Genomic DNA, 21,164 nt, shown 5'->3' on the forward strand with positions numbered 1-21,164 from the left:
TCATTGGGGTGGCAAGCCGACGTTGCCTCATTAGCAACAATCAAGCATTCTCGCACAATGGATAGGCCTGAAAACCGCTCGCTCGTTGTCGGGCACGTTCTATTCTCGCACGCCATTGGACTTTCAGTCACAGGGATGTTCGGGACGATAGGAACAACAGCTGGCTTTAGCGTTGGCGGTGCCGGGCTGGGCCTCTTTCTTGGTGGCATAATCTCCATTCCATGGATTGCCGCACTAATGGCAATAATCTTGTTCTACGGCCGGCTTATAGAACGGCACCCGTTTTACTTCGCCATCTTAGGACCGATTATCGTGTGCGGAACCTACGCAGCTACCTTTGGCGCATTTTTGGATGCCGTGGTGGTTTCCAGCGTTGCGTCGAGTTTTTGCTATCTGGCGTTGGCTCGCTGGCATCACGGCAAGTCGAGAATGTTCGACTAATTTAGCCAACGTCCGCAATGGGTCGTTAGCCGAATGTCCGATCCTGGACCAAGATCGCTCTAAGCTGCCAGTCTGCTAGTGGGACATTCGCCAGCCGTTGCGAATGTCAGGATTAGGGTGGTTAGCTGACGTCAGAGCTCGATGGTCGATCGCCTATCGCTTCCTATTCCATCTAACCCAGCGAACGGAAAATATGACGCCCAAAAACGTAAGGCAGCCTTATGGCGCTAATGGACTTCACGCCGAAAAGTAGCCCGACAACGGCAAACATAAGAGCGCCAAACGCCGGAAGACTATCGCGAAAATCACTTTCATCATGCGCATAGAGCCAGCGAATATATGCCGAAAGCGATAAGACATTGAGCGCTATGAAGACTGCCCCAGCTACCGCCGCCGGGAAAGGAGGTTCGAAGCCACCTTCTATCATACCTACTAGGGTCGCTGCCTGCAGTGCCCACGCTAACCAGCCCAGTGTATAATGCTGGTAGCGAGGCATATTAGGTTCCTGGAAACATTGGAAACAAAGATGTGGTCGAGCAGGAGAACCACTTTGGCTTGAGATCGGGTGCGTCCGCAATGGGGTCGTGTGCTGCCTGTCCGGTTTCAGACGTCGGATCAAGAAAAGCTACCATTCGCCAGGCGCTAAGCCATTAGGCAGCTATGCGCCCTCAACTCGGTCGTTTGACGGCGCTTGGCGCCATCTCGAAAGCCGCCGTGCGTTTAGATGGCCGCAAGGGCTACCAAGTGGCTTGCAAGGCCTTTACAAGCTTTACCTTTACTGCCTTGTTCATGGTTGTGGACTGGTCGAGCTTGACGGACCTCGGGACATCGTCGGCTAATTCGAAATAGTCGCCCGAAATTCGGTAACAAGGAAACTCATGCCGCTTTATTGGGATTGGTGCGAATGCGCTGAGGATGTTGCTGGCCGAAAGCGCCTCTGGCTGCTGACAGAGAAGGATGGCGGCCGCGAGACCATCTGGGCGCTGCTGCTTGAGGCCGTGCGCGACCACTACGATGATCTCGGTCGCATCGCTGATGACGCGGCACGTCTCGGTTACGAAAAGGCGGCCGACATTTTGCGCACCCGCATGCCCACCGACATCACGGCGCGGTCAGGCGATCTAGGCGAAATACTTGCGTCTGAGCTGGCTGAGCAAACTCTAGGATTTCGTATCCCAGTCAAGCGGCTGCGCTTCAAGGACGGTCGGAACATGGCGCTACGTGGCGACGATTTCATCGGTATCGTGGTGGGCGACGACGGGCAGCTCCGCCTGCTCAAGGGCGAGTCCAAAAGCCGGCAGCAGCTCGCCAAGACAGCCATTACCGAAGCCCGAGAGGCGCTCGATCGCGACGACGGCCGCTGCACTCCTGAGTCCTTGCTGTTTGTCGCGGACCGTTTGCTCGAGAGCCCTAATACCGACGAACAGGCCCTCGGACGCGCGCTGCGCGATGAGGTCGGACAAAGGACGCTGCCGCCCGGGCGCATCGACCATATGCTGTTCACGCTTTCGGGAAATGCTCCGCCGCCGTCCCTGAAAGCGGATCTCGACGCATCTCCTGCCGACCGAAATCAATACAGCACGAACCTACGGATCGCGGACCACGGTGATTTCATCCACCGCGTTTACTTCGAGGCTGTGACGCTTGGAAACGGCTGACGAACTCACCGCGTTCATTGTCAATGCCGCCCAGGACAATGTCTGGGGCGGTCTTTTGCGGCGCGGCGCCGCTTGGTCGATCATCCGGCGAGATGGCGAATTGCCCGACGATGCAGCGCCGCTCGGCCGCACGATCGAAACCGATCTCGCCGAATATGGATTCGCGCTCCTGCGTGCCGCTCTCGCGCTCAAAGAGCGCGGCGGTGAGAGTGAGATAGCCCGCAAGGGCTTTGAATATTCGGCGAAAGCCTTCGAGGCGCTGGTGCGTAACGGCGCGCCGGAATCGGCGACGCGCAGCTTCCATCGCACTATCGCTGCGGCCGCCTATCATCTCGCCGGTTTCTCGGCGATTGCCTACTCGCTGTTCGGCGACCGCGCCGAGGGCTTCAACGAGAGTCCGGCCGAGACCGCGCTGATCCTGTTGATGCTGCGTGATCTCGATGCGCTCCGCAATCATGTACGGTCGCGCCTCACTGACGACAGCCTAAGCGATGACGGGCTGTGGTTTGCGTTGGAACAGGATCATATCACGCCCGAGGTGGCGATCGGGGAGATGCTCAACACGACCGCGTGCCGCGCGCTCGCCTATTACGACTTCGCGCTCCAGACCGGCGAAGGACCTTTGGTCGAGCAAGCAATAGTGCTGCTTGACGCCGGTCTTAGTCTTGCGGCGAATGCTGGCATCGTGCCGGGCTGGTGGCTGCTGAGGCTGTGCCGCGGCCTCATCGATGACCTGTGGGCGCACTCGCTTCACGTCAATCTGCCGCACGATCCGCCGCCCGGCGGCGAGGACAGCTACGCCGAACTCAGACGGTTGTTTCTTGGTTCGCTCTACGCACGGAAGAACGCCGAGGTCGAATTATGGCCGTCCCAACGAGAGGCCGCACGTCGGTCAAGCGATCTTACTGACGATTTGGTGGTCGCGCTTCCGACCAGTGCCGGCAAGACCCGCGTGGCGGAGATAGCGGCGTTGATGACGCTGACAACGGGCCGGCGTGTGCTCGTCGTGACACCGCTCCGGGCGCTATCGGCCCAGACCGAACGCTCGTTCCGGAGAACCTTTGCACCCTTGGGTTTCTCGGTGTCCTCGCTCTACGGCGCGTCGGGCATGTCGCCCGGCGATGAAGACGCGCTGCGCACCCATAAGATCATCATCGCGACACCCGAAAAGCTCGATTTCGCGCTGCGGTCCGACGCGACGATCATCGACGATGTGGGCTTAATCGTGCTGGACGAGGGCCATCTGATAGGGCCGACTGAGCGCGAGATCCGCTACGAGATTCTTGTTCAACGTCTACTGCGCCGGCCGGACAGTGCAGATCGGCGCATCGTCTGTCTTTCGGCCATCTTGCCCGGCGGTGATGCGCTGACCGACCTGACTGCGTGGATAAGATCGGATGCGCCGGGTGATGCCGTCGAGTCCGAGTGGCGCCCAACTCGCCAGCGGTTCGGCACGGTGGCATGGCAAACAAAGTCTGCCAAGCTTTGCTTCGATCTGGAGGACGACGGACCTTGGGTCGCCAGGTTCGTCGAGGAGGTCGACCCCATCAAGCCGCACAAGAAGGCGCGACCGACAAGCACTAAGGAGCTTACCCTGTTTGCCGCATGGGAGTTTGCGGGCCAGGAGAAGCGGACGCTGATATTCCAGCCGCAGGCCAACTCGGTGATCGGCTATGGCTCGACGATCGTAGATTTGAATGCGCGAGGCTATCTGCCCTCTCTGCTCGACGACGAGGCGGCGATCGCCCGCGCGCTGGAAATTGGCACCGAATGGCTCGGCGCAGATCATCCGGCGGTGCGATGCCTGAGGGTTGGTGTCGCGATCCATCATGGCAGGCTTCCCAACCCTTTCCTGCGTGAGATCGAGCGCCTTCTGGCTGAAGGCGTACTCAAAGTGACCGTGGCGTCGCCCACGCTTTCACAAGGACTGAACCTCAACGCCGCCGTCCTGCTCGCCCCGTCGCTTTATCGGGCGGGCGAGCTAATTAAGGGGGAGGAATTCGCCAATGTCGCCGGCCGCGCCGGCCGTGCGTTCGTGGACGTCGAGGGTCTCGTGCTCCACGTCATCTTCGATCAGAACGACTGGCGGCTCGCGACTTGGCGCGGCCTCGTGAATTCCGCGCGGCATCGCGTACTGCAAAGCGGCCTCATCCAGGTGATCAATCAGATCGTCGAGCGGATGGCAGCCCGCGGCACGTTCAACCGCGACGACACTGCCGAGTATCTCGCCAACTCCCGCGAAGGTTGGAAGGCGCCGGAAGAAGAAGTCGGCGGGGCGGACGACGATGGCGAGGTCGCGGATACCGGAGTTGAGCAAGAGCCGTTGGCGCAGCTCGTGGAGAAGCTGGATGCGACGGTGCTTGGGTTGGTCGAAGCGCTGGATGCAGACAGCGACGACCTGCCGCGACTGCTCGACGAGGCACTACAAGGATCGCTTTGGGCGCGGCAGGTCGATCGCGGCGGGGAGCATTCGCGCAATAACCACCGTTTCATCCTCCAAACCCGCGCGCGACTCATCTGGAACACGACCACGGCGCTCCAGCGCCACGGACATTTCGCGATGGGCGTCGGCCTTGAAGCGGGGCTAGCGCTCGATGACATTGCCGACGAGCTTGAGGCGTTAGTCGACGAAGGCGATCTGGCGGCGCTTCGCGGCGACGCCGAAGCGCTCGGCGATGCGCTGGTGACGCTAGCAGAACGCCTGCTCGTCATCCGGCCGTTCAAGCCCGATGCCGATCTGCCCGGCAACTGGCGCGATGTGCTGCGGGCTTGGGTGGCGGGGGCCACAGTCAACGCGATCGGCGCCGACCATATGAAGCTCGTCGAAGACGTCTTCACCTACAAGCTGCTCTGGGCGCTGGAGGCGCTGCGTACCCGGCGCCTAACCTTTGGGTGGGAGCCCGATATTATCGTCGGTGGCGCGGCCGCTACGCTCGAAGCCGGAGTGCCGGATTTCAAGATGTCGATGCTGGTGCGGGCGGGATTGCCGTCGCGACGAGCAGCGATTGTAGCGGTCCAGGCCGGCGGCGCGGATTTCTTGGACGGCAGCGGCATGCGCGAATGGCTGGAGAGTGACGCGATCGTCGCGTTGACCGATGCGGGAGACTGGCCGACGCCGGAGACCGCTGCGCTGTGGAAGCGATTCCGCGACGAATTGCTGAGCGCCGTAATTCAGCGCTGGCATCGAGTTGCCGGTGATCGCGCCGTTGCCGACCCGGTCGCGGTCGCGCCCGGCCTGTACCGTATCGAGCGCGACGAAGCTGCCGACGAAAATTGGCTAGTGGCTCCGGACTTTCAGCGGATCTCGCGGATTGTTGGAGGATTGAGATTTACGCGACCTAGTCTGTTGGCCGGTCGCGTTGATCCAAATGGAGCGATACGGATCGAGAGACTGGGCCGAGGTGCCTTACTCTAACAACCGGAATCAGATCCTTCGTCACCGGTCCTGTAAAGGTCTCGCCTACCAGTATCGGCCCAAAAGTCAGTGCGCTGCGTGGGCAGCCTAGTCGACTGCGAACTGGCTAGTTTCGTAGAGCTCTTGCCCATACCCGCCAGTCTGCTTCCGGCCCAGGTCCGGTTGGGGCTCAGCATTAGGGAATGTCTGGTCGGCGCGCTCCTGTGGGCACATTGTGGCTGAACGGCCCATCAGGCAATCGACCGAAAAGCGCTGCTGTCTTTGAGCCCACCAACTCGGTGCCATCAACTTGCTTCTCGAGGAGATTTTTGGTTGGCATCTTCATTGTTGATAGCTGCAACGCTGGCAATACAGTTAAGTGAAAGGATGCGGGCGTGAGCCGAATGAGTGATCTTCACATCGACTTGATGAACCTCGAACAGGCCTGGATCGAGCTCTTGGCCGACCTGTTCGCGCGAGACGGCTGGGAAGTGCTTGCCAAGGATGTCAGCACCGCCTCGCGCGGAGAGCCTGACGTCTCTATCATGCAGCGTGGGTCGCACGTGTTGGTCGAGCTCAAGCTGATCCGGTCCGGCCTAGCTTCGCGCGCGCTCATCCATAACGCTACCTCCAACCTGCTCGCGATGATGAAGGCTCGCAATGCTGAGCGGGGTATTCTGATCATTCCACAGCGGATTACGACAGAGGCCCGACTCGCTTTCGCTGACGTATCCGGCGAGAGAATTGAATTGTGGGATTTGGACCGACTCGTTCAGCACGTAACGCGCTTCCCGAACTTGAGCCGGCGGTTAGCCGACTTGCTGCGTGCCCTTCAGATCGGCGCCGAAAGCGCACCCAGCAACGCCACCACCGTCGCGATGCTCGACGACGCCGGCCAGGAGCTGCCACCGCCAGGTGAAGGCGCGCGGATCGCCAGCGCGCTCAAGGCGATCAAGCCGGGGAACAAGGGTGGCGCCGCCCAGAGTTTCGAGAAATTGTGCGAGGAGGCGCTCATTCTCCTGTTCGGCACCGAGCTTCTCGGCTGGCGGCGCCAATCGGCGATCGAAAACGGGTATCAGCGGGTCGATCTGATCGCGCGCCTGCAACCTGTGCGGAGCGCGTTCTGGACGACTTTGTCAGCCGATTTTCGCGCGCGCTATATCGTCTTCGAGTTCAAGAACTACACTGACCCGATCGGCCAAGACCAGATCTACGCCACCGAACGTTATCTCTACGCCACGGCGCTACGCTCAGTAGCGATCTGCATCGCGCGAAACGGCTATTCGGAGAACGCAGGCCGGACGGTCCGCGGGGCGCTTCGTGACCAGGGCAAGCTGATCCTGTGCCTCGATCTCGAAGAGTTTTGCGGCATGCTGCAGGCATTCGACACCGGCGACGAATATGAGAAGCCGCTCTTCGCAAAGCGCGATGACTTACTAATGTCGCTGGCCCGATGAGCTCTTGCCCCCCAACTGTGCCTCGCTAAGGACCCGGAAGCGCCAGTCAGTCCTTCGCAGCTGGCTCAGCCGGCCGTTCTCACCCGGAAGATAGCCGTGCTCGCATCGCGCGTCACCGGGCCTATGTCGTGCTCGACTGAGGCTTCACCTGCGAGAGCTTCGAGACGAAGTTGGGGTGCGGCGGGAAGTACGGTGAGGGCAATCGTTCGGTGATATATCGATAGCGAAATCGTCTATCGCGCCGTGCCTCAATGCGCCGCAGTTGACGCCGCATAAGAGGACAGACGATCGGCCGCCACCTGCGCCGCTGTCAGCTTACCGCTCTGTCTTGCTCGAAAGCTGCCTGTTCGCTTTCGGCCCAAAAGGAGGCAGGGCTATTCGTCTATTCGCCGCCAATCCAAAATTTCGATCGAGGCTTCCGCCATCTCCTCTAGATGAGCATCAACAAAGCGCGCGAAGACCAGCAGATGCTCGGCAGTTGGCAGCCCACCCCCGCCCTGACCGACGATCCTCAGCCTCCGGCCATCTTCGGTGTGGAAGACATATCCAGTCATGCCAGTGAAGACACGACCGGAGAGCTGTTGGATATCGTCGATCGGGCGCCAGTTCCAGATGATCAGCCGCGGATCGCCCATCCCTCCACGCGACCCCCGGCGGAGAGTGGCATCGATCTCGATCGGGGTTTCATTCGGGATGGTGAGGCCGTGGCCGAGCCCGTCGATCAGTGCCCTGCGGCCGTCGAACCCTTTGAACTCGAGCCCATCGGAGCCGGAATGAATCTCACCGGAATAATGACCCGTCCTTCGGTCACTGGAGAGTTCCTCCAAGCTCAAGGGAGCAGCATCGTCATGGATAAGGCCGACGGACGATTCGATGTCGGGAGATTCCGCCGAACGCTTGGCCGCGGTCTTGGGTTCGCCGAGTTCGTGCCACGTATAGATCGCAAGCGTCGGATGGTCGTCTCCAGAGACGAAGCCCTTAACTTCGACCAGCGGTCCCATCGGAACCCAACCCAAAGTGTCATCCGGCACCATAGGGGCAAAGGTCTGATCGGCAGTTTCGAATGTCACTGCCCGACCGCCATGGCGTTCGATCATCCGTCCGGTTAGGATTACAGCCGCATTGTCACCGTCAAGCACCCAGCCATCGAGCGCGTATTCATTTCCGTATCGCTGAATAGGCCCCCGCAACTTGAAGTTAGCGAGGCGGTCCTGCGGTGGAAGATCACTATCGCCAACCATGAGGATATAGTCGCGATCGATCGTTCTGACATGCGGTAGCCCATCTTCAATGTCGAAAATACCCTCAACCTGAAAGACTGGAGCGCGATATTCCACTGCCTCATCTTTGCTATGCGAAATTACAGAATCTGCTCCTTCGCTAGTTCTAAGGTGCTTTTGGCCGTCACTTACTGGTTCCGCTCGCAGGATCCGAACTTTTGAGACAGCCGGTATATCTTCGCGCTCGATAATGAATTCTGTTTCGGCGGTCCGAAATCTGCAGCGTGAAGCGCCGCTGTCGATGCACGCCACTGCGACCTCTCTCGCAAACTCGTGATCGGGCTCCTCCCGGAGCAGTCCGGCACCTGCTATTGCAAGACTCCCCATCGCCGCCAAGGTGGCGGTGGCCGGATCCCGCAAAATGACCATCAGGCGAACTCTAAAGCTGCCGCGACCGAGATGGACGATTTCGATGGTTTCAATGTCGCCAAGAGACTCATGCGCCTCAACGAAGCTGACAAAGTAGGTGCCTAGAGCGAGCGCGCGCTGAGCGCTCAACCGGCGATTGGTTTCAATAGAAAATTCGATCTCAGCTTCGGAGAGGGGTTGCATAGGCCCTGTATTGCGCAAAATACTCGCTCCTGGGCAAGCCCCTCGATCACGGCCGTTGATCACCGCCACTCACGCGCAACTGCGAAACGTCTCCTCGTCCCGAGCAGGCGTCGGCAGCTGTGGTGAGTAAGAATTATCGATGGCTGCTTTGTGTTAACTGGTTCCATGAGCAGACTGGCTGCAACCGACCCAGTTAGCTATAGCGGCGCGCCGACCAGCGTTCCGCACTTATCGCTTGGGTGACGTGAGATTACCTGTCCGCTGGCTACGAGGTTCCAGAAATGTCGCTCCCTAGGGAATGGCGGTAGCTGAAATTCTGTTTGAACCGCTCACCAAATAGAAGCGGACTGACCGCTTACGGCCCAGTCTTTGCCTTACTCGGATATAGTCTTTGAGTGCGCTGAATGTCGGCCGCTAGCGAGAGCTGCCGTCCGGCATAACGTCATGGAACGGAGGCAAAGCCCCAAAGACGTCCACTTGAAGACAACGTCTGCTCTTACGCGCGCCCGGCAAGGAAGATGACTAGGGTCGTGGCACATGGCTGACATCACAGTGCATCTTCCCGGTTCAGCATTCTACCGGAACCTTAAAATAGCCGGTTTGTGCATAGGCTGAAAAACGCGAAAAAACCTGCGACCTCAGAAAACGGCAGAACTCCGCGGAAAATCACAAAATTGAATGGAAAATCTTTTTTGTCAAAAACGGCAAAGTGGAAAAACTTTATTGTATCTGGAAAAACTTTATTGTCTCACAACACAATAAGCCAGCTCCCCAATCGCTATTCGACGGTGACCGATTTTGCGAGGTTCCTCGGCTGATCGACGTCGGTGCCTTTCACGCAAGCGACGTGATAGGCGAGCAGTTGTACCGGGACAGCATAAACCAGCGGCGCGATCAGCGGGTGGACCTTGGGCATTTCGATCGTCGCCATGCAGCCCTCGCCCGCTTCGGCTATGCCTTCGGCGTCGGAGATCAGCACGATCTTCCCGCCGCGCGCGCGGACTTCCTGCATGTTGGACACGGTCTTCTCGAACAGCGGGCCCGACGGGGCCAAAACGATGACAGGCACATTGTCGTCGATCAGCGCGATAGGGCCGTGCTTCATCTCTCCGCTAGCGTAACCTTCGGCGTGAATGTAGCTGATTTCCTTCAGCTTTAGCGCACCTTCGAGCGCCAGCGGAAAGTCCGGTCCGCGCCCCAGATAGAGCACGTCGCGTGCCGGTGCGATGAGGTGCGCCATGGCCTTGATATCGTCATCATGGTCGAGCGCGGCATTGAGGCATGCCGGAGCTTCCAGCAGATGTTCGACGACATGCCGTTCTTCTGCAGCGTCCATCATCCCTTTTTTCACCGCCAGGTGCGCGGCGAGCGCTGCCAGCACGGCAAGCTGGCAAGTGAACGCCTTGGTCGATGCCACACCGATTTCGGGGCCGGCATGCGTGGGCAGCAGCAGATCCGCCTCGCGCGCCATCGAACTGGTCGGCACGTTGACGACGACCGCGATGGTCTGCCCCGCCTCGCGGCAATGGCGCAGGGCCGCAAGAGTGTCCGCCGTCTCTCCGCTCTGCGAAATGAACAGCGACAATCCGCCCTTGGGCAGCACCGGATCGCGGTATCGGAACTCTGAGGCCACATCGATGTCGACCGGCACGCGTGCGAATTTTTCGAACCAGTATTTCGCGACCATGCCCGCATAGTAGCTGGTGCCGCAGGCAACGATCGTGATGCGGTCGATGGCACTGATGTCGAAATCGATCTGCGGCAGGGCGACCTGGCGTTCAAGCTGACGCACGTAGCTGCGCAGCGTCTGCGCCACCACGGTCGGCTGCTCGAAGATCTCCTTCTGCATGAAGTGGTGGTAGTTGCCCTTCTCCGTCGCGGCGGCGGTCGCGCCGGAATGGACGATGGGACGGTCGACGCGGTTGTTGTCCTTGTCGTAAATCTCCGCGCCGTCACGCGTTATGACGACCCAGTCACCTTCGTCGAGGTAACTGATCCGCTGCGTTAGCGGGGCCAGCGCCAGCGCGTCGGAGCCGAGATAGGTCTCCCCTTCCCCATACCCGACGACCAGCGGAGAACCGAGCCGCGCGCCGATCAGCATGTCGGGATGGCTGCGGAACGCGACGGCCAGGGCGAAGGCACCGCGCAGACGCGGCAGCACCGTTTGCATCGCTTCTTCCGGGCTCATCCCCTGTTCAATCCGGCGCGAGATCAGGTGGACGACGACTTCGGTATCGGTCTCGCTTTCAAACTTGCGGCCGTCGGCGATCAATTCGTCGCGAAGCTGCTTGAAGTTCTCGATGATGCCGTTGTGGACCAGCGCGACTTCGGCCGTGGCGTGCGGGTGGGCATTCGCTTCCGTCGGCGCGCCATGGGTGGCCCAACGGGTATGTGCGATGCCGACTTGTCCGTCGGCCGGATCGTCCTTCAGCTCATGGACGAGATTGGACAGCTTCCCCTCTGCGCGGCGGCGCACGAGTTCGCCGTCGTCGATCGTGCAGATGCCCGCGCTGTCATAGCCGCGGTATTCCATCCGCTTGAGGCCATCGACCAGTCGGTCCGCAACCGGCTGAGTACCGACGATACCGATAATTCCGCACATAAGGTGTCTGTCCCGTCAGGATTGGCGCAAGGGCGTTGAAGGATCAGTCCTTCTTCGCGGCGGCCTTCTTCTTTTTCATGGCGTCATGGAAACGGTCGGCCCAGCCCGGCTTCACCAGTTGTTCGGCCCGCACCATGCGCAGTTCGCCGTCACCGACATCGCGGCTGACCGCACTGCCGGCTGCGACGATGGCGTCTGCGCCGATCTTCACCGGCGCGATCAGCGCGCTGTTCGAACCGATGAAGGCCCGCTCGCCGATCACCGTCTGGTGCTTGAAATAGCCGTCGTAGTTGCAGGTGATCGTACCCGCGCCGATATTCGCGCCGCTGCCAACCGTGGCATCGCCAAGATAGGTCAGGTGATTGGCCTTTGCCCCCTGCCCAAGCGTCGTCTTCTTCATCTCGACGAAGTTGCCGACTTTGGCCCCTTCCTTCATCACCGAACCGGGACGCAGGCGGGCAAAGGGGCCAATTTCGCAGCCTTCGCCGACGCCCGCCCCTTCGAGGTGGCTAAACGAGCGGATCGTGACGTTGTCCGCGATGGTCACGCCGGGGCCGAAGACGACGTTCTGTTCGATCGTCACGTCCTTGCCGATCTGCGTGTCCCAGCTGAAGAACACGGTCTTCGGCGCTTTCAGCGTCGCGCCGCCTTCCATCGCTTCCTCGCGCTTGAATTCCTGCCACTGCGCCTCGGCCTCGGCCAGTTCGGCGCGGCTGTTGACGCCGGTGACTTCGCGGTGATCCTCACACTCGACCACGGCGCAGTTGCGGCCATCCTCGTTGGCAAGGTTCACGATGTCGGTCAGGTAATATTCGTGCTGTGCATTGGTGTTGCCCACGCGGGACAGCAGTTCGAAAAGCTCGCTGCCCTTTACCGCCATGACGCCCGAATTGCACAAGGTGCAGGCACGTTCGGCCTCGTTCGCGTCCTTGTGTTCGACCATCTTCTCGATACGGCCGAACCTGTCGGAAATGACGCGGCCGTACCGCAACGTGTCGGGCGGGCGGAAGCCCAGCACGACGACCGCGGGCGCATCGTCGGCGTGAAGCCGGTCGAGCATCGAGATCATCGTTTCCGGCTTCACGAAAGGCACGTCGCCGTAAAGAATGAGGACATCGCCGCCGAAGTCCTTCAACATCGGTTCGGCCTGCTGGACCGCGTGGCCGGTGCCCAGTTGCGGTTCCTGCACCGCGTATTCGACACCGTTGCCAAGCGCGTCCTGCACCTGTTCGCGATATTCGCCGACGACGACGACGGTCTTGGCCGGTTCAAGCCGGGCCGCGCTGTCGAGCAGGTGATGGATCATCGCGCGCCCGGCGACCGGGTGCAGAACCTTGTGCAGCGCGCTGTTGAGGCGTGTGCCCTTACCGGCGGCAAGTATGACTGTAGCGACTTCTTTCATCGGCTCCCCGAAGGTTACATTTCCGTCCGGGCGAGGCTGCCGGTGGTCCGGGGCAGCCTTGCCAGCTTTCGGTTGCGCTTTCCAGTGGATCGGGCCTAGGTCCACAGCCGATGGATGACCAACCCCGCTCCCTTTCCGCGTCCCATTCTGCCAACCCCGCGCAGGCGCTCCGGTTCCAGACCGTCGGCTTCGACCTGGACGGGACGTTGCTGGAAACGGCGCCCGACATTGCTGGCGCGCTCAACCATGCGCTGAAAATCGCGGGTCGCCCTCAGCTTTCCTATGAAGAGGTCCGCCCGATGATCGGCGGCGGAGCAAAGAAGCTTCTGGCCCGCGCGTTGGCCGGGCCGGATGGCGGGCGAGTGCCAGAGGGCGTGCTCGACCCGCTTTATACCGAGCTGCTCGATTATTATTCGCGAAACATCGCTGTCGAAACGCGGCCCTATGACGGGCTGATGCGCGCGCTGGATCAATTGGCGGACGCAGACATCAAGCTCGCCGTCGCGACGAACAAGCTGGAATCGCTGGCCCGTGAGCTGTTGGGTCAGCTTGGCATGACAGACCGCTTTGCCTGCATCATCGGCGGCGACACGCTAGGCACCGACAGGGCGAAGCCGGAACCCGACATGCTGCTGGAAATGGAGCGCCGGTGCGGCGGCGGGCCGACCGCTTTCGTGGGCGATTCCATTTATGACACGCGGGCCGCAAAGGCGGCGGGGCACCCCTGTGTCGCGGTCAGCTTCGGCTATAGCACCCAGCCCGCAAGCGAGCTGGGCGCAGATGCCGTGATCGATCACTACGACGAACTGATTGGCACGCTCGCCACTCTCTGAGCTGCACCATGCCTGCGCCGGGCCGAGGAACGGTCTGGCCTCCCCATCCGTTGAATAACCGAGGGTCGGACGAAAGCGTTGCCACGCCGTGGTAACGAACGCCCGGAATCCGCCGGGGTCGTTCGTACTGAACCATAACCCCAAGGAGCCATTTTGCCCGATACCCAGATCAAGACGATAGAATCGAAAGCCCTGCGACGAAGCGAGCTTCCCGCGCCAGCGCCCTATACCCCGCTGGCCGACAGCTTGCCCAGCCTGCGCCGCCGCCTGAGCATACGCCAGAAACTGCGCAATCTGCACGAACGCCGCCGCACGCGTAGCCGTGTCCGCATGAAGAAGCGCAAGGCCGCTCTGGCGATTTCGGCCAGTACGCTCGGCTTTGGCGCTGGCGGCATGGTCGTCCCGCCCGAAATCGCCCGCGACGAAGCCAGCGCGACAATGTTCGCGCAAACGGCGGAAGGCCGCCGTCATGCGGCTACTTTCCGCGTCAGCGACGAATTGCGCGATGCGATGAAGCAGGAAGAAGGCATCCGCTATACCGTCTATCGTGACGTCGCCGGTTACCCCACCGTCGGGATCGGACACCTTGTCACCCCGGCAGACGGACTGCACGTCGGCCAAAGGGTTTCGCGCGCTCGCATCATGAAGTTCTATGAAAAGGACCTGCGTAAGGCAGAGCAGGCGGTGATCAGGCTTGCCGGTGCGACGCCCTTGCATCAGCACGAATTCGACGCGCTGGTCGACCTGGTCTTCAACGTCGGCGAAGGCAATGTCTCGGAAGATCGCAGTCCGCGCCTTAATCAGGCGATTGCCAATCGCGATTACGACGCGATCGCCCGCGAACTCCATTACACGACCGCAGCAGGGCGCGTCGCGAAGGGGCTGATCCATCGCAGCGAACGCCGCGCCGCGATATTCCAGCAGGCGTCCTACGAAGACCCGCGCCAGACGGCCTGACACTTGAAACCCCTGACACTCAGGCGATAGCCAGCACCCCGGTCAGAATGTTGCGGACAAGGTCGACCTGCCCGCGTGCGCCGGTCTTGGCATAGATCTTCTTCGAATAGTTGCGCGCCGTCTCGATCGTCAGGCCCTGTTCCTCCGCCGCCTCGGCAATGGTTTTGCCCTGCGTCATCAACCAGGCCAGCCGCGCCTCGCTCGACGTCAGATCGAACAGGTCGACCAGCTGCTGCTGACGGTCGGCGCTCGAAATGCGGTCGCCGCGAAAATAGATCACGGCCACGGCCTTGTTCGTGCGCGCCAGCGTGTCGATGCGGATCGGTGATACCAGGATGTCGATCCACGGATCCTGGCTGAGATTGATCGCCCGCGGCGTCGCACGCGGATCGGACGCGAACTTGCGGACCAGTGCGGTGATCTGCCTGTCGGCTGAAGGAGATGCGGGGACCAGCCGGTCGTACCGCCCCACCCGCAACGCACCGGATCTTTGCATCATCTGGCGCGCGGCATCATCCATATCGATCACGCGGCCCATTCCGTCGATCGAAATCCACCCGAAATTGAGGCGACTGAGCGCATCGGTACTGACCGCCGAACGCGCCCTTGCGCGCTCCATCTCGTCCAGCACGCGCAGCGCGACGTGCAAGTGCGGCACCAGCATCGTCATAAGCCCGCCCACTTGCGGGCCAAGCCGCGTGCGTGCCGCAACGACGAGCCAGGCGTCGAACCTGTCGTCCAGCCCGATCCGCATCGACCGCATCGTCACGATGCCCATCGGCGCAAGGATCTCTGCCCGGAACCTGGCAGCATTCGCCCCGCCAGCCTCTACCAGTTCGTCCAGTGAATAGACGCGGTCGGGGCGCATGAAGCGGCCCTGCAACGGATCGGAACCGAAATCCTGCAGGAACAGGTCTTCGAACCGGCCCGGGGCCGGTTCGTCACGCGAAATCAGGCGGACGACGTCCTCGTTATCGGCGGTTCGGAACAACAGGGCAGCGAAATCGGCGCTGGTCGCATTGCGCAGGCGCGACAGGAAGGTCTGCCACATCGGCTGCTCGAACATCCCCTCGTGCAGGGGCACCAGCAGTTCCGTCTCGCCAAGGGTGGGATAACGCATGCGCGCTCATACCTACTCCCATTTGGGAGGTCCAGCCCCCTCCTCGTTTCGCTAACGCCGCGCCGGAAGAAAAAGGAAGTCATGAGCGATATGCCCAATCTTACGCATCTCCAGCGCCTCGAATCGGAGGCGATCCACATCATGCGTGAAGTCGCCGCCGAAACCGAAAAGCCCGTGATGCTCTATTCGGTCGGCAAGGACAGCGCCGTGATGCTGCATATTGCGCGCAAGGCTTTCTACCCCAGCCCGCCCCCCTTCCCGCTGCTGCACGTCGACACGACGTGGAAGTTCAAGGACATGTACGAGTTGCGCGACCGCGCGGCGAAGAAGGCCGGGATGGAGCTGCTCGTCTATCACAACCCCGAAGCGGAAGAACGCGGCATCAACCCGTTCGACCACGGCGCGCTTCACACCGACATGTGGAAGACCGAAGGGTTGAAGCAGGCGCTCGACCTCCATGGTTTCGACGCGGCCTTCGGCGGCGCGCGGCGCGACGAGGAAAAGAGCCGCGCAAAAGAACGCGTCTTTTCCTTCCGCACGGCCAGCCACGGATGGGACCCCAAGAACCAGCGCCCCGAACTGTGGAATCTATACAACGCGAAAAAGCGCAAAGGGGAGAGCATCCGCGTCTTCCCGATCTCGAACTGGACCGAGCTGGACGTGTGGCAATACATCCAGCTTGAAAATATCGAGATCGTCCCGCTCTATTTCGCGGCCCGGCGGCCGACGTACGTCCACGATGGGCAACTGTTCATGGCCGACGATATCGAACGGCTGGAAAAGGTGATGGGCAAGATGCCCGAAATCACCGAACGGTCGATCCGCTTCCGCACGCTCGGCTGTTTCCCGCTGACCGGCGCGGTCGAAAGCGAGGCGTCGAACCTTTCCGAAGTGATCCAGGAAACCCTGCTGACCACCACCAGCGAACGCCAGGGCCGCGTCATCGACAAGGACGAAGGCGGTGCCGGCATGGAGAAGAAGAAGCAGGAGGGGTATTTCTGATGGCCGACACCAACACCACCGATCCGGTCTACAAGACCGACGCCCTGATCGCCGACGATATCGACGCGTATCTGGATCAGCACCAGCACAAGACCATGCTGCGCTTCATCACTTGCGGCAGCGTAGATGACGGCAAGTCGACCCTGATCGGGCGCCTTCTCTACGATTCCAAGATGATCTTCGAAGATCAGCTGGCCGCGCTGGAAAACGACAGCAAGCGCGTGGGCACGCAGGGCAAGGACATCGATTTCGCGCTTCTGGTCGACGGTCTTGCCGCAGAGCGTGAGCAGGGCATCACGATCGACGTCGCCTATCGCTTCTTCAACACCGAAAAGCGCAAGTTCATCGTCGCCGACTGCCCCGGCCACGAACAGTACACCCGCAACATGGTGACCGGCGCATCGACCGCCGACCTTGCCGTGATCCTGATCGATGCGCGCAAGGGCGTGCTGGTGCAGACGCGCCGCCATTCGTACCTGTGCCACCTGCTGGGCATCCGCAACATCGTGCTGGCGGTCAACAAGATGGACCTTGTCGATTACAGCCAGGACGTGTTCGACAAGATCGTCGCCGACTACACCGAATTCGCCAATTCGATCGGCATCGAAAGCTTCACCGCGATGCCGATTTCCGGCTTCAAGGGCGACAATATCACGGAAGCGCCTTCGTCCAACACGCCGTGGTACACCGGCCCATCGCTGGTCAGCCACCTGGAAAGCGTCGAGGTCAATGCCGACTATGCCGCCGAACGGCCGTTCCGCATGCCGGTTCAGTGGGTCAATCGCCCCAACCTCGACTTCCGGGGCTTTTCGGGCCTGATCGCCACCGGCAGCGTAAAGCCGGGCGATACCGTCCGCGTCCTGCCTTCGGGCAAGACCAGCACGGTCAAGTCCGTCGTCACGATGGACGGCGATCTGGACGAAGCGGTCGCGGGCCAGTCGGTCACGCTGACGCTGGCGGATGAAATCGACTGTTCGCGCGGCAATGTCATCGCCGTTGCCGACAACCCGCCCGAAGTGGCGGACCAGTTCGAGGCGACGGTCGTATGGCTGGCCGATGACGACCTGCACGTCGGGCGCAGCTACTGGCTGAAGCTTGGCACGCAGACCGTGTCGGCCACCGTGCAGGAGCCGAAATACGAAATCGACGTCAACACGATGGAGCATCTTGCCGCCAAGACGCTGTCGCTGAACGAGATCGGCGTTGCCGAAGTGCTGGCCGACAAGCCGCTGGTCTTCGAACCCTATGCCGACAATGCCGCGCTGGGCGGGTTCATCCTGATCGACAAGGTCACCAACGCGACGGTCGCGGCCGGCATGCTGCACTTCAGCCTGCGCCGCAGCCAGAACGTCCACCTTCAGCCCACCGACATCGGCCGCGCCGAACATGCGTCGATGAAGAACCAGACGCCGCGCGTGTTGTGGTTCACCGGGCTTTCGGGGTCGGGCAAGTCGACCATCGCGAACGAGGTGGAAAAACGCCTCGCCGTGATGAACCGCCATACCTTCCTGCTCGACGGCGACAACGTGCGCCACGGGCTCAACAAGGATCTCGGCTTTACCGAGGCCGACCGCATCGAGAATATCCGCCGCATCGGCGAGGTGGCGAAGTTGATGACCGATGCAGGGCTGATCGTCCTTACCGCATTCATCAGCCCCTTCCGGGCAGAGCGCCAGATGGTCCGCGACCTGATGGAAGATGGCGAATTCATCGAGATCTTCGTCGACACCCCGCTCGAAGTGGCCGAACAGCGCGACGTGAAGGGCCTCTACAAGAAGGCCCGTTCCGGCCAGCTCAAGAACTTCACCGGGATCGACAGTCCCTATGAAGAGCCGGAAAACCCGGACATCGTGGTCAACACGGTGGAGATGACCGTCGAGGAAGCGGCCGATTACGTAATCCGCAAGATCCTGCCTCTGAAATAGGCCATGACGGTGCAAAGGGGGTACTGCCATGTTCATATTTAAGGGGCGCGAAGCGCACAGCCGGTCGGCCGCCAAGGCAATCAGCTGGCGCTTGCTGGGCAGCATCGACACGTTCCTGCTCAGCTATCTGTTCACTTCCGACGTGAAGTCCGCCGGTGCGATTGCCAGCACCGAAGTCATCACGAAAGTCGTGCTGTTCTACTTTCACGAACGCGCATGGTCTTCGATCCGCTGGGGTTTTGCCGGGGATCAGGAAGACAAGAGCGCGACCGCAGAGCCGTCTGCGCAGACCGAGGACCCGCAAACATGAATGACGCCCAGCTTGCCGCCCACCTTGCCAACGTTGCGGGCCGTATCCTCTTGGAGGTACGCGACAGCGGCATGTTCGAGGGCAAGGCTTTGGGCAAGGCGGGCGACCAGACTGCGAACCAGTTCCTCGTCCATGCCCTGCGCCATCAACGCCCCGAAGACGGCCTGCTTTCCGAAGAAAGCAAGGACACCCCCGAACGGCTGGACAAGGACCGCGTGTGGATCGTCGATCCGGTCGACGGCACCCGCGAATATGGCGAGGAACGGACCGACTGGGCCGTGCACGTGGGTCTGGCGATCAAGGGTGAGCCGGTGATCGGCGCGGTCGCCCTGCCCGGCCTTGACGCAGTCCTGCGCACGGATATGCCCACCGACGTACCGCCTGCGCCGGACCGGCTGCGCATGGTCGTGTCGCGCACGCGTCCCGCAAAGGAAGCGGTCGCCGTGGCAGAGGCTATCGATGCAGAGCTGGTCCCGATGGGCAGCGCCGGGGCCAAGGCGATGGCGATCGTTCGCGGCGAGGCGGACATCTACCTCCATTCGGGCGGGCAGTACGAATGGGACAGCTGCGCCCCTGCCGCAGTGGCGCTGGCCCATGGCCTGCATTGTTCGCGCATCGACGGTTCGCCGCTGGTCTACAACCGGCAGGACACTTACATGCCCGACCTGCTGATCTGCCGGAAAGAACACGCCGCAGACGTCCTGGCAAAAGTCGCCGCCATGGCCTGAACGGCATGTCGTTGCCCCCTGCTTGACCGTTCGCGATCGAAGGGCATAGGCTCTTGTCCGACAGGGAAAACAGGGGCGGTACATGTATAGCGACGAGGATATCAATTCGGCCGTTGCGGCAGGGGCCTTGTCGCCCGACGCCGCCCGCGCCTTGCGCGCGCATGTCGCGGATCTTCGCCAGATCGCCCACGAGGACGAGGAAAGCTTTCGCCTCCTCACTAGTTTCAACGACATCTTCGTAACTGTGGCCGCTGTTCTGCTGCTGATCGCGGTGGGCACGCTCGGCGGGCTCGTCCTGAAGCCGCTGGGCGCGCTGTTCGTGGCCGCCACCGCATGGGGCCTGTGCGAATATTTCGCCCTGCGCCGCAGGATGGCGCTACCCTCGGTCGTGCTGACGGTCGCCTTCATCGGCGCGGTGGTCATGTTTCCGGTCGCTGTGGCAGCAATGCTCTTATGGAGCAGCACATTGGAGGCTTGGGGTGTGGTCGTCGGCGGAATACTCGCCACAGGGGCAGCCTGGCTTCACTGGAAACGCTTCAAGGTCCCCATCGCCATCGCAGCCGGCGCGGCGACGGTCGTGCTGCTGACGGTCATGTTCGTGATCGCGATCCTGACCGCGGATGGCGGATATCCGAGCGAGGAAATCGTACTTCCCGTAATCATCGCCGGCGGCCTGGTCGTCTTCGGCTTTGCCATGTGGTGGGACATGAAGGACCCGCAACGCACCACACGGCGCAGCGACGTCGCCTTCTGGCTCCACCTGCTGGCCGCACCGCTGATCGCGCATCCGCTGTTCAGCTGGTTTGGCGTGTTCGATGGGGCGGCGCTTGGCCCTGCTGGCGCGGTCGCGATCCTTGTCATCTATGTCGCTCTGGGGGTCGTCGCCCTGGCGATCGATCGGCGTGCCCTGCTCGTCTCCGCACTGGCCTATGTGCTGGCGGCGGTGGGCGAACTGGTCGAAAGCTTTGGCGCGGTTGAGGCGGGTTTTGCCGTCACCATGCTGGTGATCGGATCGGCCCTGCTGCTGCTTTCGGCGGCGTGGACGCAGATCCGCGCAGGCGTCGTCTCGCTCCTGCCCGAAGGCATCGCGGCCATGCTGCCGCCGGCAAGCGGCGTGCCTAGTCCTCTACCAGCTTGACGAGGCGGCGTTCGATGGGGGCAAGAACCCCGGCCAGTTCGTGGCCGCGTTTCAGGACCTGCCCCGCTTCGCCGTAAAGCGTGTACATGCCCTGCTTCTGGCGCAGTGACGGGCGCTTTTCGATCCGCACCTCGGGACGTTCCGCCGCGCGGCGGAACGCGGCAAAGTGCGCGGCGTCCTTGTCGAAATCCATGGCATAGTCGCGCCACTGCCCAGCAGCGACCATGCGCCCGTAAAGGTCAAGGATGCGGGTCAGTTCGTCACGTTCAAAGCCCACTTGCTGCGCTTGCCCGCGCATGGGACCAAGCGGAAGCGATACGACGTTGTTCATTCAGACCGGCCCTGCGATAGCAGTCGCGCGATTG

17 protein-coding genes are annotated in these 21,164 nt (G+C 61.5%); 11 read left to right on the plus strand and 6 right to left on the minus strand.

Features of this window, described 5'->3' with window-relative positions; translation table 11 throughout:
• The first annotated feature begins 57 nt into the window (after positions 1–57).
• On the plus strand, positions 58–441 hold the full coding sequence (locus FAX90_RS05035) for a hypothetical protein (RefSeq protein ID WP_144096082.1): 384 nt from the start codon (positions 58–60) through the stop codon (positions 439–441).
• 172 nt (positions 442–613) lie between these two features.
• On the opposite strand, the gene FAX90_RS05040 is transcribed toward FAX90_RS05035, so the two are convergent.
• Positions 614–937 carry a hypothetical protein gene (locus FAX90_RS05040; protein ID WP_144096084.1) on the minus strand — a complete coding sequence of 108 codons (324 nt, stop codon included), beginning with the start codon at positions 935–937 and terminating at the stop codon, positions 614–616.
• Between the two features lie 382 nt (positions 938–1,319).
• Between FAX90_RS05040 and FAX90_RS05045 the strand changes: the two genes are divergently transcribed.
• The 3 genes from FAX90_RS05045 to FAX90_RS05055 all read left to right on the plus strand — a co-directional run bounded on the left by FAX90_RS05045 (position 1,320) and on the right by FAX90_RS05055 (position 6,950).
• Positions 1,320–2,099 (plus strand): HamA C-terminal domain-containing protein, encoded by a 780-nt coding sequence (locus tag FAX90_RS05045; protein WP_144096086.1) that lies wholly within the window; start codon positions 1,320–1,322, stop codon positions 2,097–2,099.
• Positions 2,086–5,514, plus strand: a complete 3,429-nt coding sequence (locus FAX90_RS05050) for a DEAD/DEAH box helicase (RefSeq protein ID WP_144096088.1) — start codon at positions 2,086–2,088, stop codon at positions 5,512–5,514. Before FAX90_RS05045 ends, FAX90_RS05050 begins: the two co-directional genes overlap by 14 nt.
• A gap of 383 nt (positions 5,515–5,897) precedes the next feature.
• Entirely contained in the window at positions 5,898–6,950 is a 1,053-nt protein-coding gene (locus FAX90_RS05055) for a restriction endonuclease (RefSeq protein ID WP_144096090.1), read from the plus strand.
• A gap of 374 nt (positions 6,951–7,324) precedes the next feature.
• Here the strand turns inward: FAX90_RS05055 and FAX90_RS05060 are convergent, their stop codons facing one another.
• The 3 genes from FAX90_RS05060 to glmU all read right to left on the minus strand — a co-directional run bounded on the left by FAX90_RS05060 (position 7,325) and on the right by glmU (position 12,786).
• Positions 7,325–8,782: a hypothetical protein gene (locus FAX90_RS05060; RefSeq protein WP_144096092.1), complete on the minus strand. Its 1,458-nt coding sequence runs from the start codon at positions 8,780–8,782 to the stop codon at positions 7,325–7,327.
• A gap of 778 nt (positions 8,783–9,560) precedes the next feature.
• A complete protein-coding gene (glmS, locus tag FAX90_RS05065) occupies positions 9,561–11,384 on the minus strand; it encodes a glutamine--fructose-6-phosphate transaminase (isomerizing) (RefSeq protein ID WP_144096094.1) in 1,824 nt (607 codons plus the stop codon).
• Between the two features lie 43 nt (positions 11,385–11,427).
• Positions 11,428–12,786 (minus strand): bifunctional UDP-N-acetylglucosamine diphosphorylase/glucosamine-1-phosphate N-acetyltransferase GlmU, encoded by a 1,359-nt coding sequence (glmU, locus tag FAX90_RS05070; protein WP_144096096.1) that lies wholly within the window; start codon positions 12,784–12,786, stop codon positions 11,428–11,430.
• Between the two features lie 110 nt (positions 12,787–12,896).
• Here glmU and FAX90_RS05075 point away from each other — a divergent pair, with 110 nt between their 5' ends.
• On the plus strand, positions 12,897–13,619 hold the full coding sequence (locus FAX90_RS05075; RefSeq protein ID WP_144096098.1) for an HAD-IA family hydrolase: 723 nt from the start codon (positions 12,897–12,899) through the stop codon (positions 13,617–13,619).
• Positions 13,620–13,772: 153 nt separating this feature from the next.
• Positions 13,773–14,576 (plus strand): lysozyme, encoded by an 804-nt coding sequence (locus FAX90_RS05080; protein ID WP_240704729.1) that lies wholly within the window; start codon positions 13,773–13,775, stop codon positions 14,574–14,576.
• Between the two features lie 19 nt (positions 14,577–14,595).
• Here FAX90_RS05080 and FAX90_RS05085 read toward each other — a convergent pair whose 3' ends face one another.
• Positions 14,596–15,696, minus strand: a complete 1,101-nt coding sequence (locus tag FAX90_RS05085) for a helix-turn-helix transcriptional regulator (RefSeq protein ID WP_240704730.1) — start codon at positions 15,694–15,696, stop codon at positions 14,596–14,598.
• Here FAX90_RS05085 and cysD point away from each other — a divergent pair.
• The 5 genes from cysD (at position 15,649) to FAX90_RS05110 (ending at position 20,799) form a co-directional block, all read left to right on the plus strand.
• Entirely contained in the window at positions 15,649–16,698 is a 1,050-nt protein-coding gene (cysD, locus tag FAX90_RS05090) for a sulfate adenylyltransferase subunit CysD (RefSeq protein WP_276612183.1), read from the plus strand. The two genes, FAX90_RS05085 and cysD, sit on opposite strands and share 48 nt — an antisense overlap.
• Complete coding sequence (gene cysN, locus FAX90_RS05095; RefSeq protein WP_144096102.1) at positions 16,698–18,623, plus strand: sulfate adenylyltransferase subunit CysN; 1,926 nt, start codon at positions 16,698–16,700, stop codon at positions 18,621–18,623. The genes cysD and cysN overlap by 1 nt, the downstream gene beginning before the upstream one ends.
• 28 nt (positions 18,624–18,651) lie before the next feature.
• Complete coding sequence (locus FAX90_RS05100; RefSeq protein ID WP_144096104.1) at positions 18,652–18,933, plus strand: DUF2061 domain-containing protein; 282 nt, start codon at positions 18,652–18,654, stop codon at positions 18,931–18,933.
• Complete coding sequence (locus FAX90_RS05105) at positions 18,930–19,661, plus strand: 3'(2'),5'-bisphosphate nucleotidase CysQ (RefSeq protein ID WP_144096106.1); 732 nt, start codon at positions 18,930–18,932, stop codon at positions 19,659–19,661. Before FAX90_RS05100 ends, FAX90_RS05105 begins: the two co-directional genes overlap by 4 nt.
• A gap of 82 nt (positions 19,662–19,743) precedes the next feature.
• Positions 19,744–20,799, plus strand: a complete 1,056-nt coding sequence (locus FAX90_RS05110) for a hypothetical protein (protein ID WP_144096108.1) — start codon at positions 19,744–19,746, stop codon at positions 20,797–20,799.
• Here the strand turns inward: FAX90_RS05110 and FAX90_RS05115 are convergent.
• Positions 20,780–21,130, minus strand: a complete 351-nt coding sequence (locus FAX90_RS05115; RefSeq protein ID WP_144096111.1) for a DUF2794 domain-containing protein — start codon at positions 21,128–21,130, stop codon at positions 20,780–20,782. The two genes, FAX90_RS05110 and FAX90_RS05115, sit on opposite strands and share 20 nt — an antisense overlap.
• Positions 21,131–21,164 lie beyond the last annotated feature (34 nt).

Source organism: Croceicoccus sediminis, from assembly GCF_007570835.1.
In the GTDB taxonomy this organism is placed as follows: domain Bacteria; phylum Pseudomonadota; class Alphaproteobacteria; order Sphingomonadales; family Sphingomonadaceae; genus Croceicoccus; species Croceicoccus sediminis.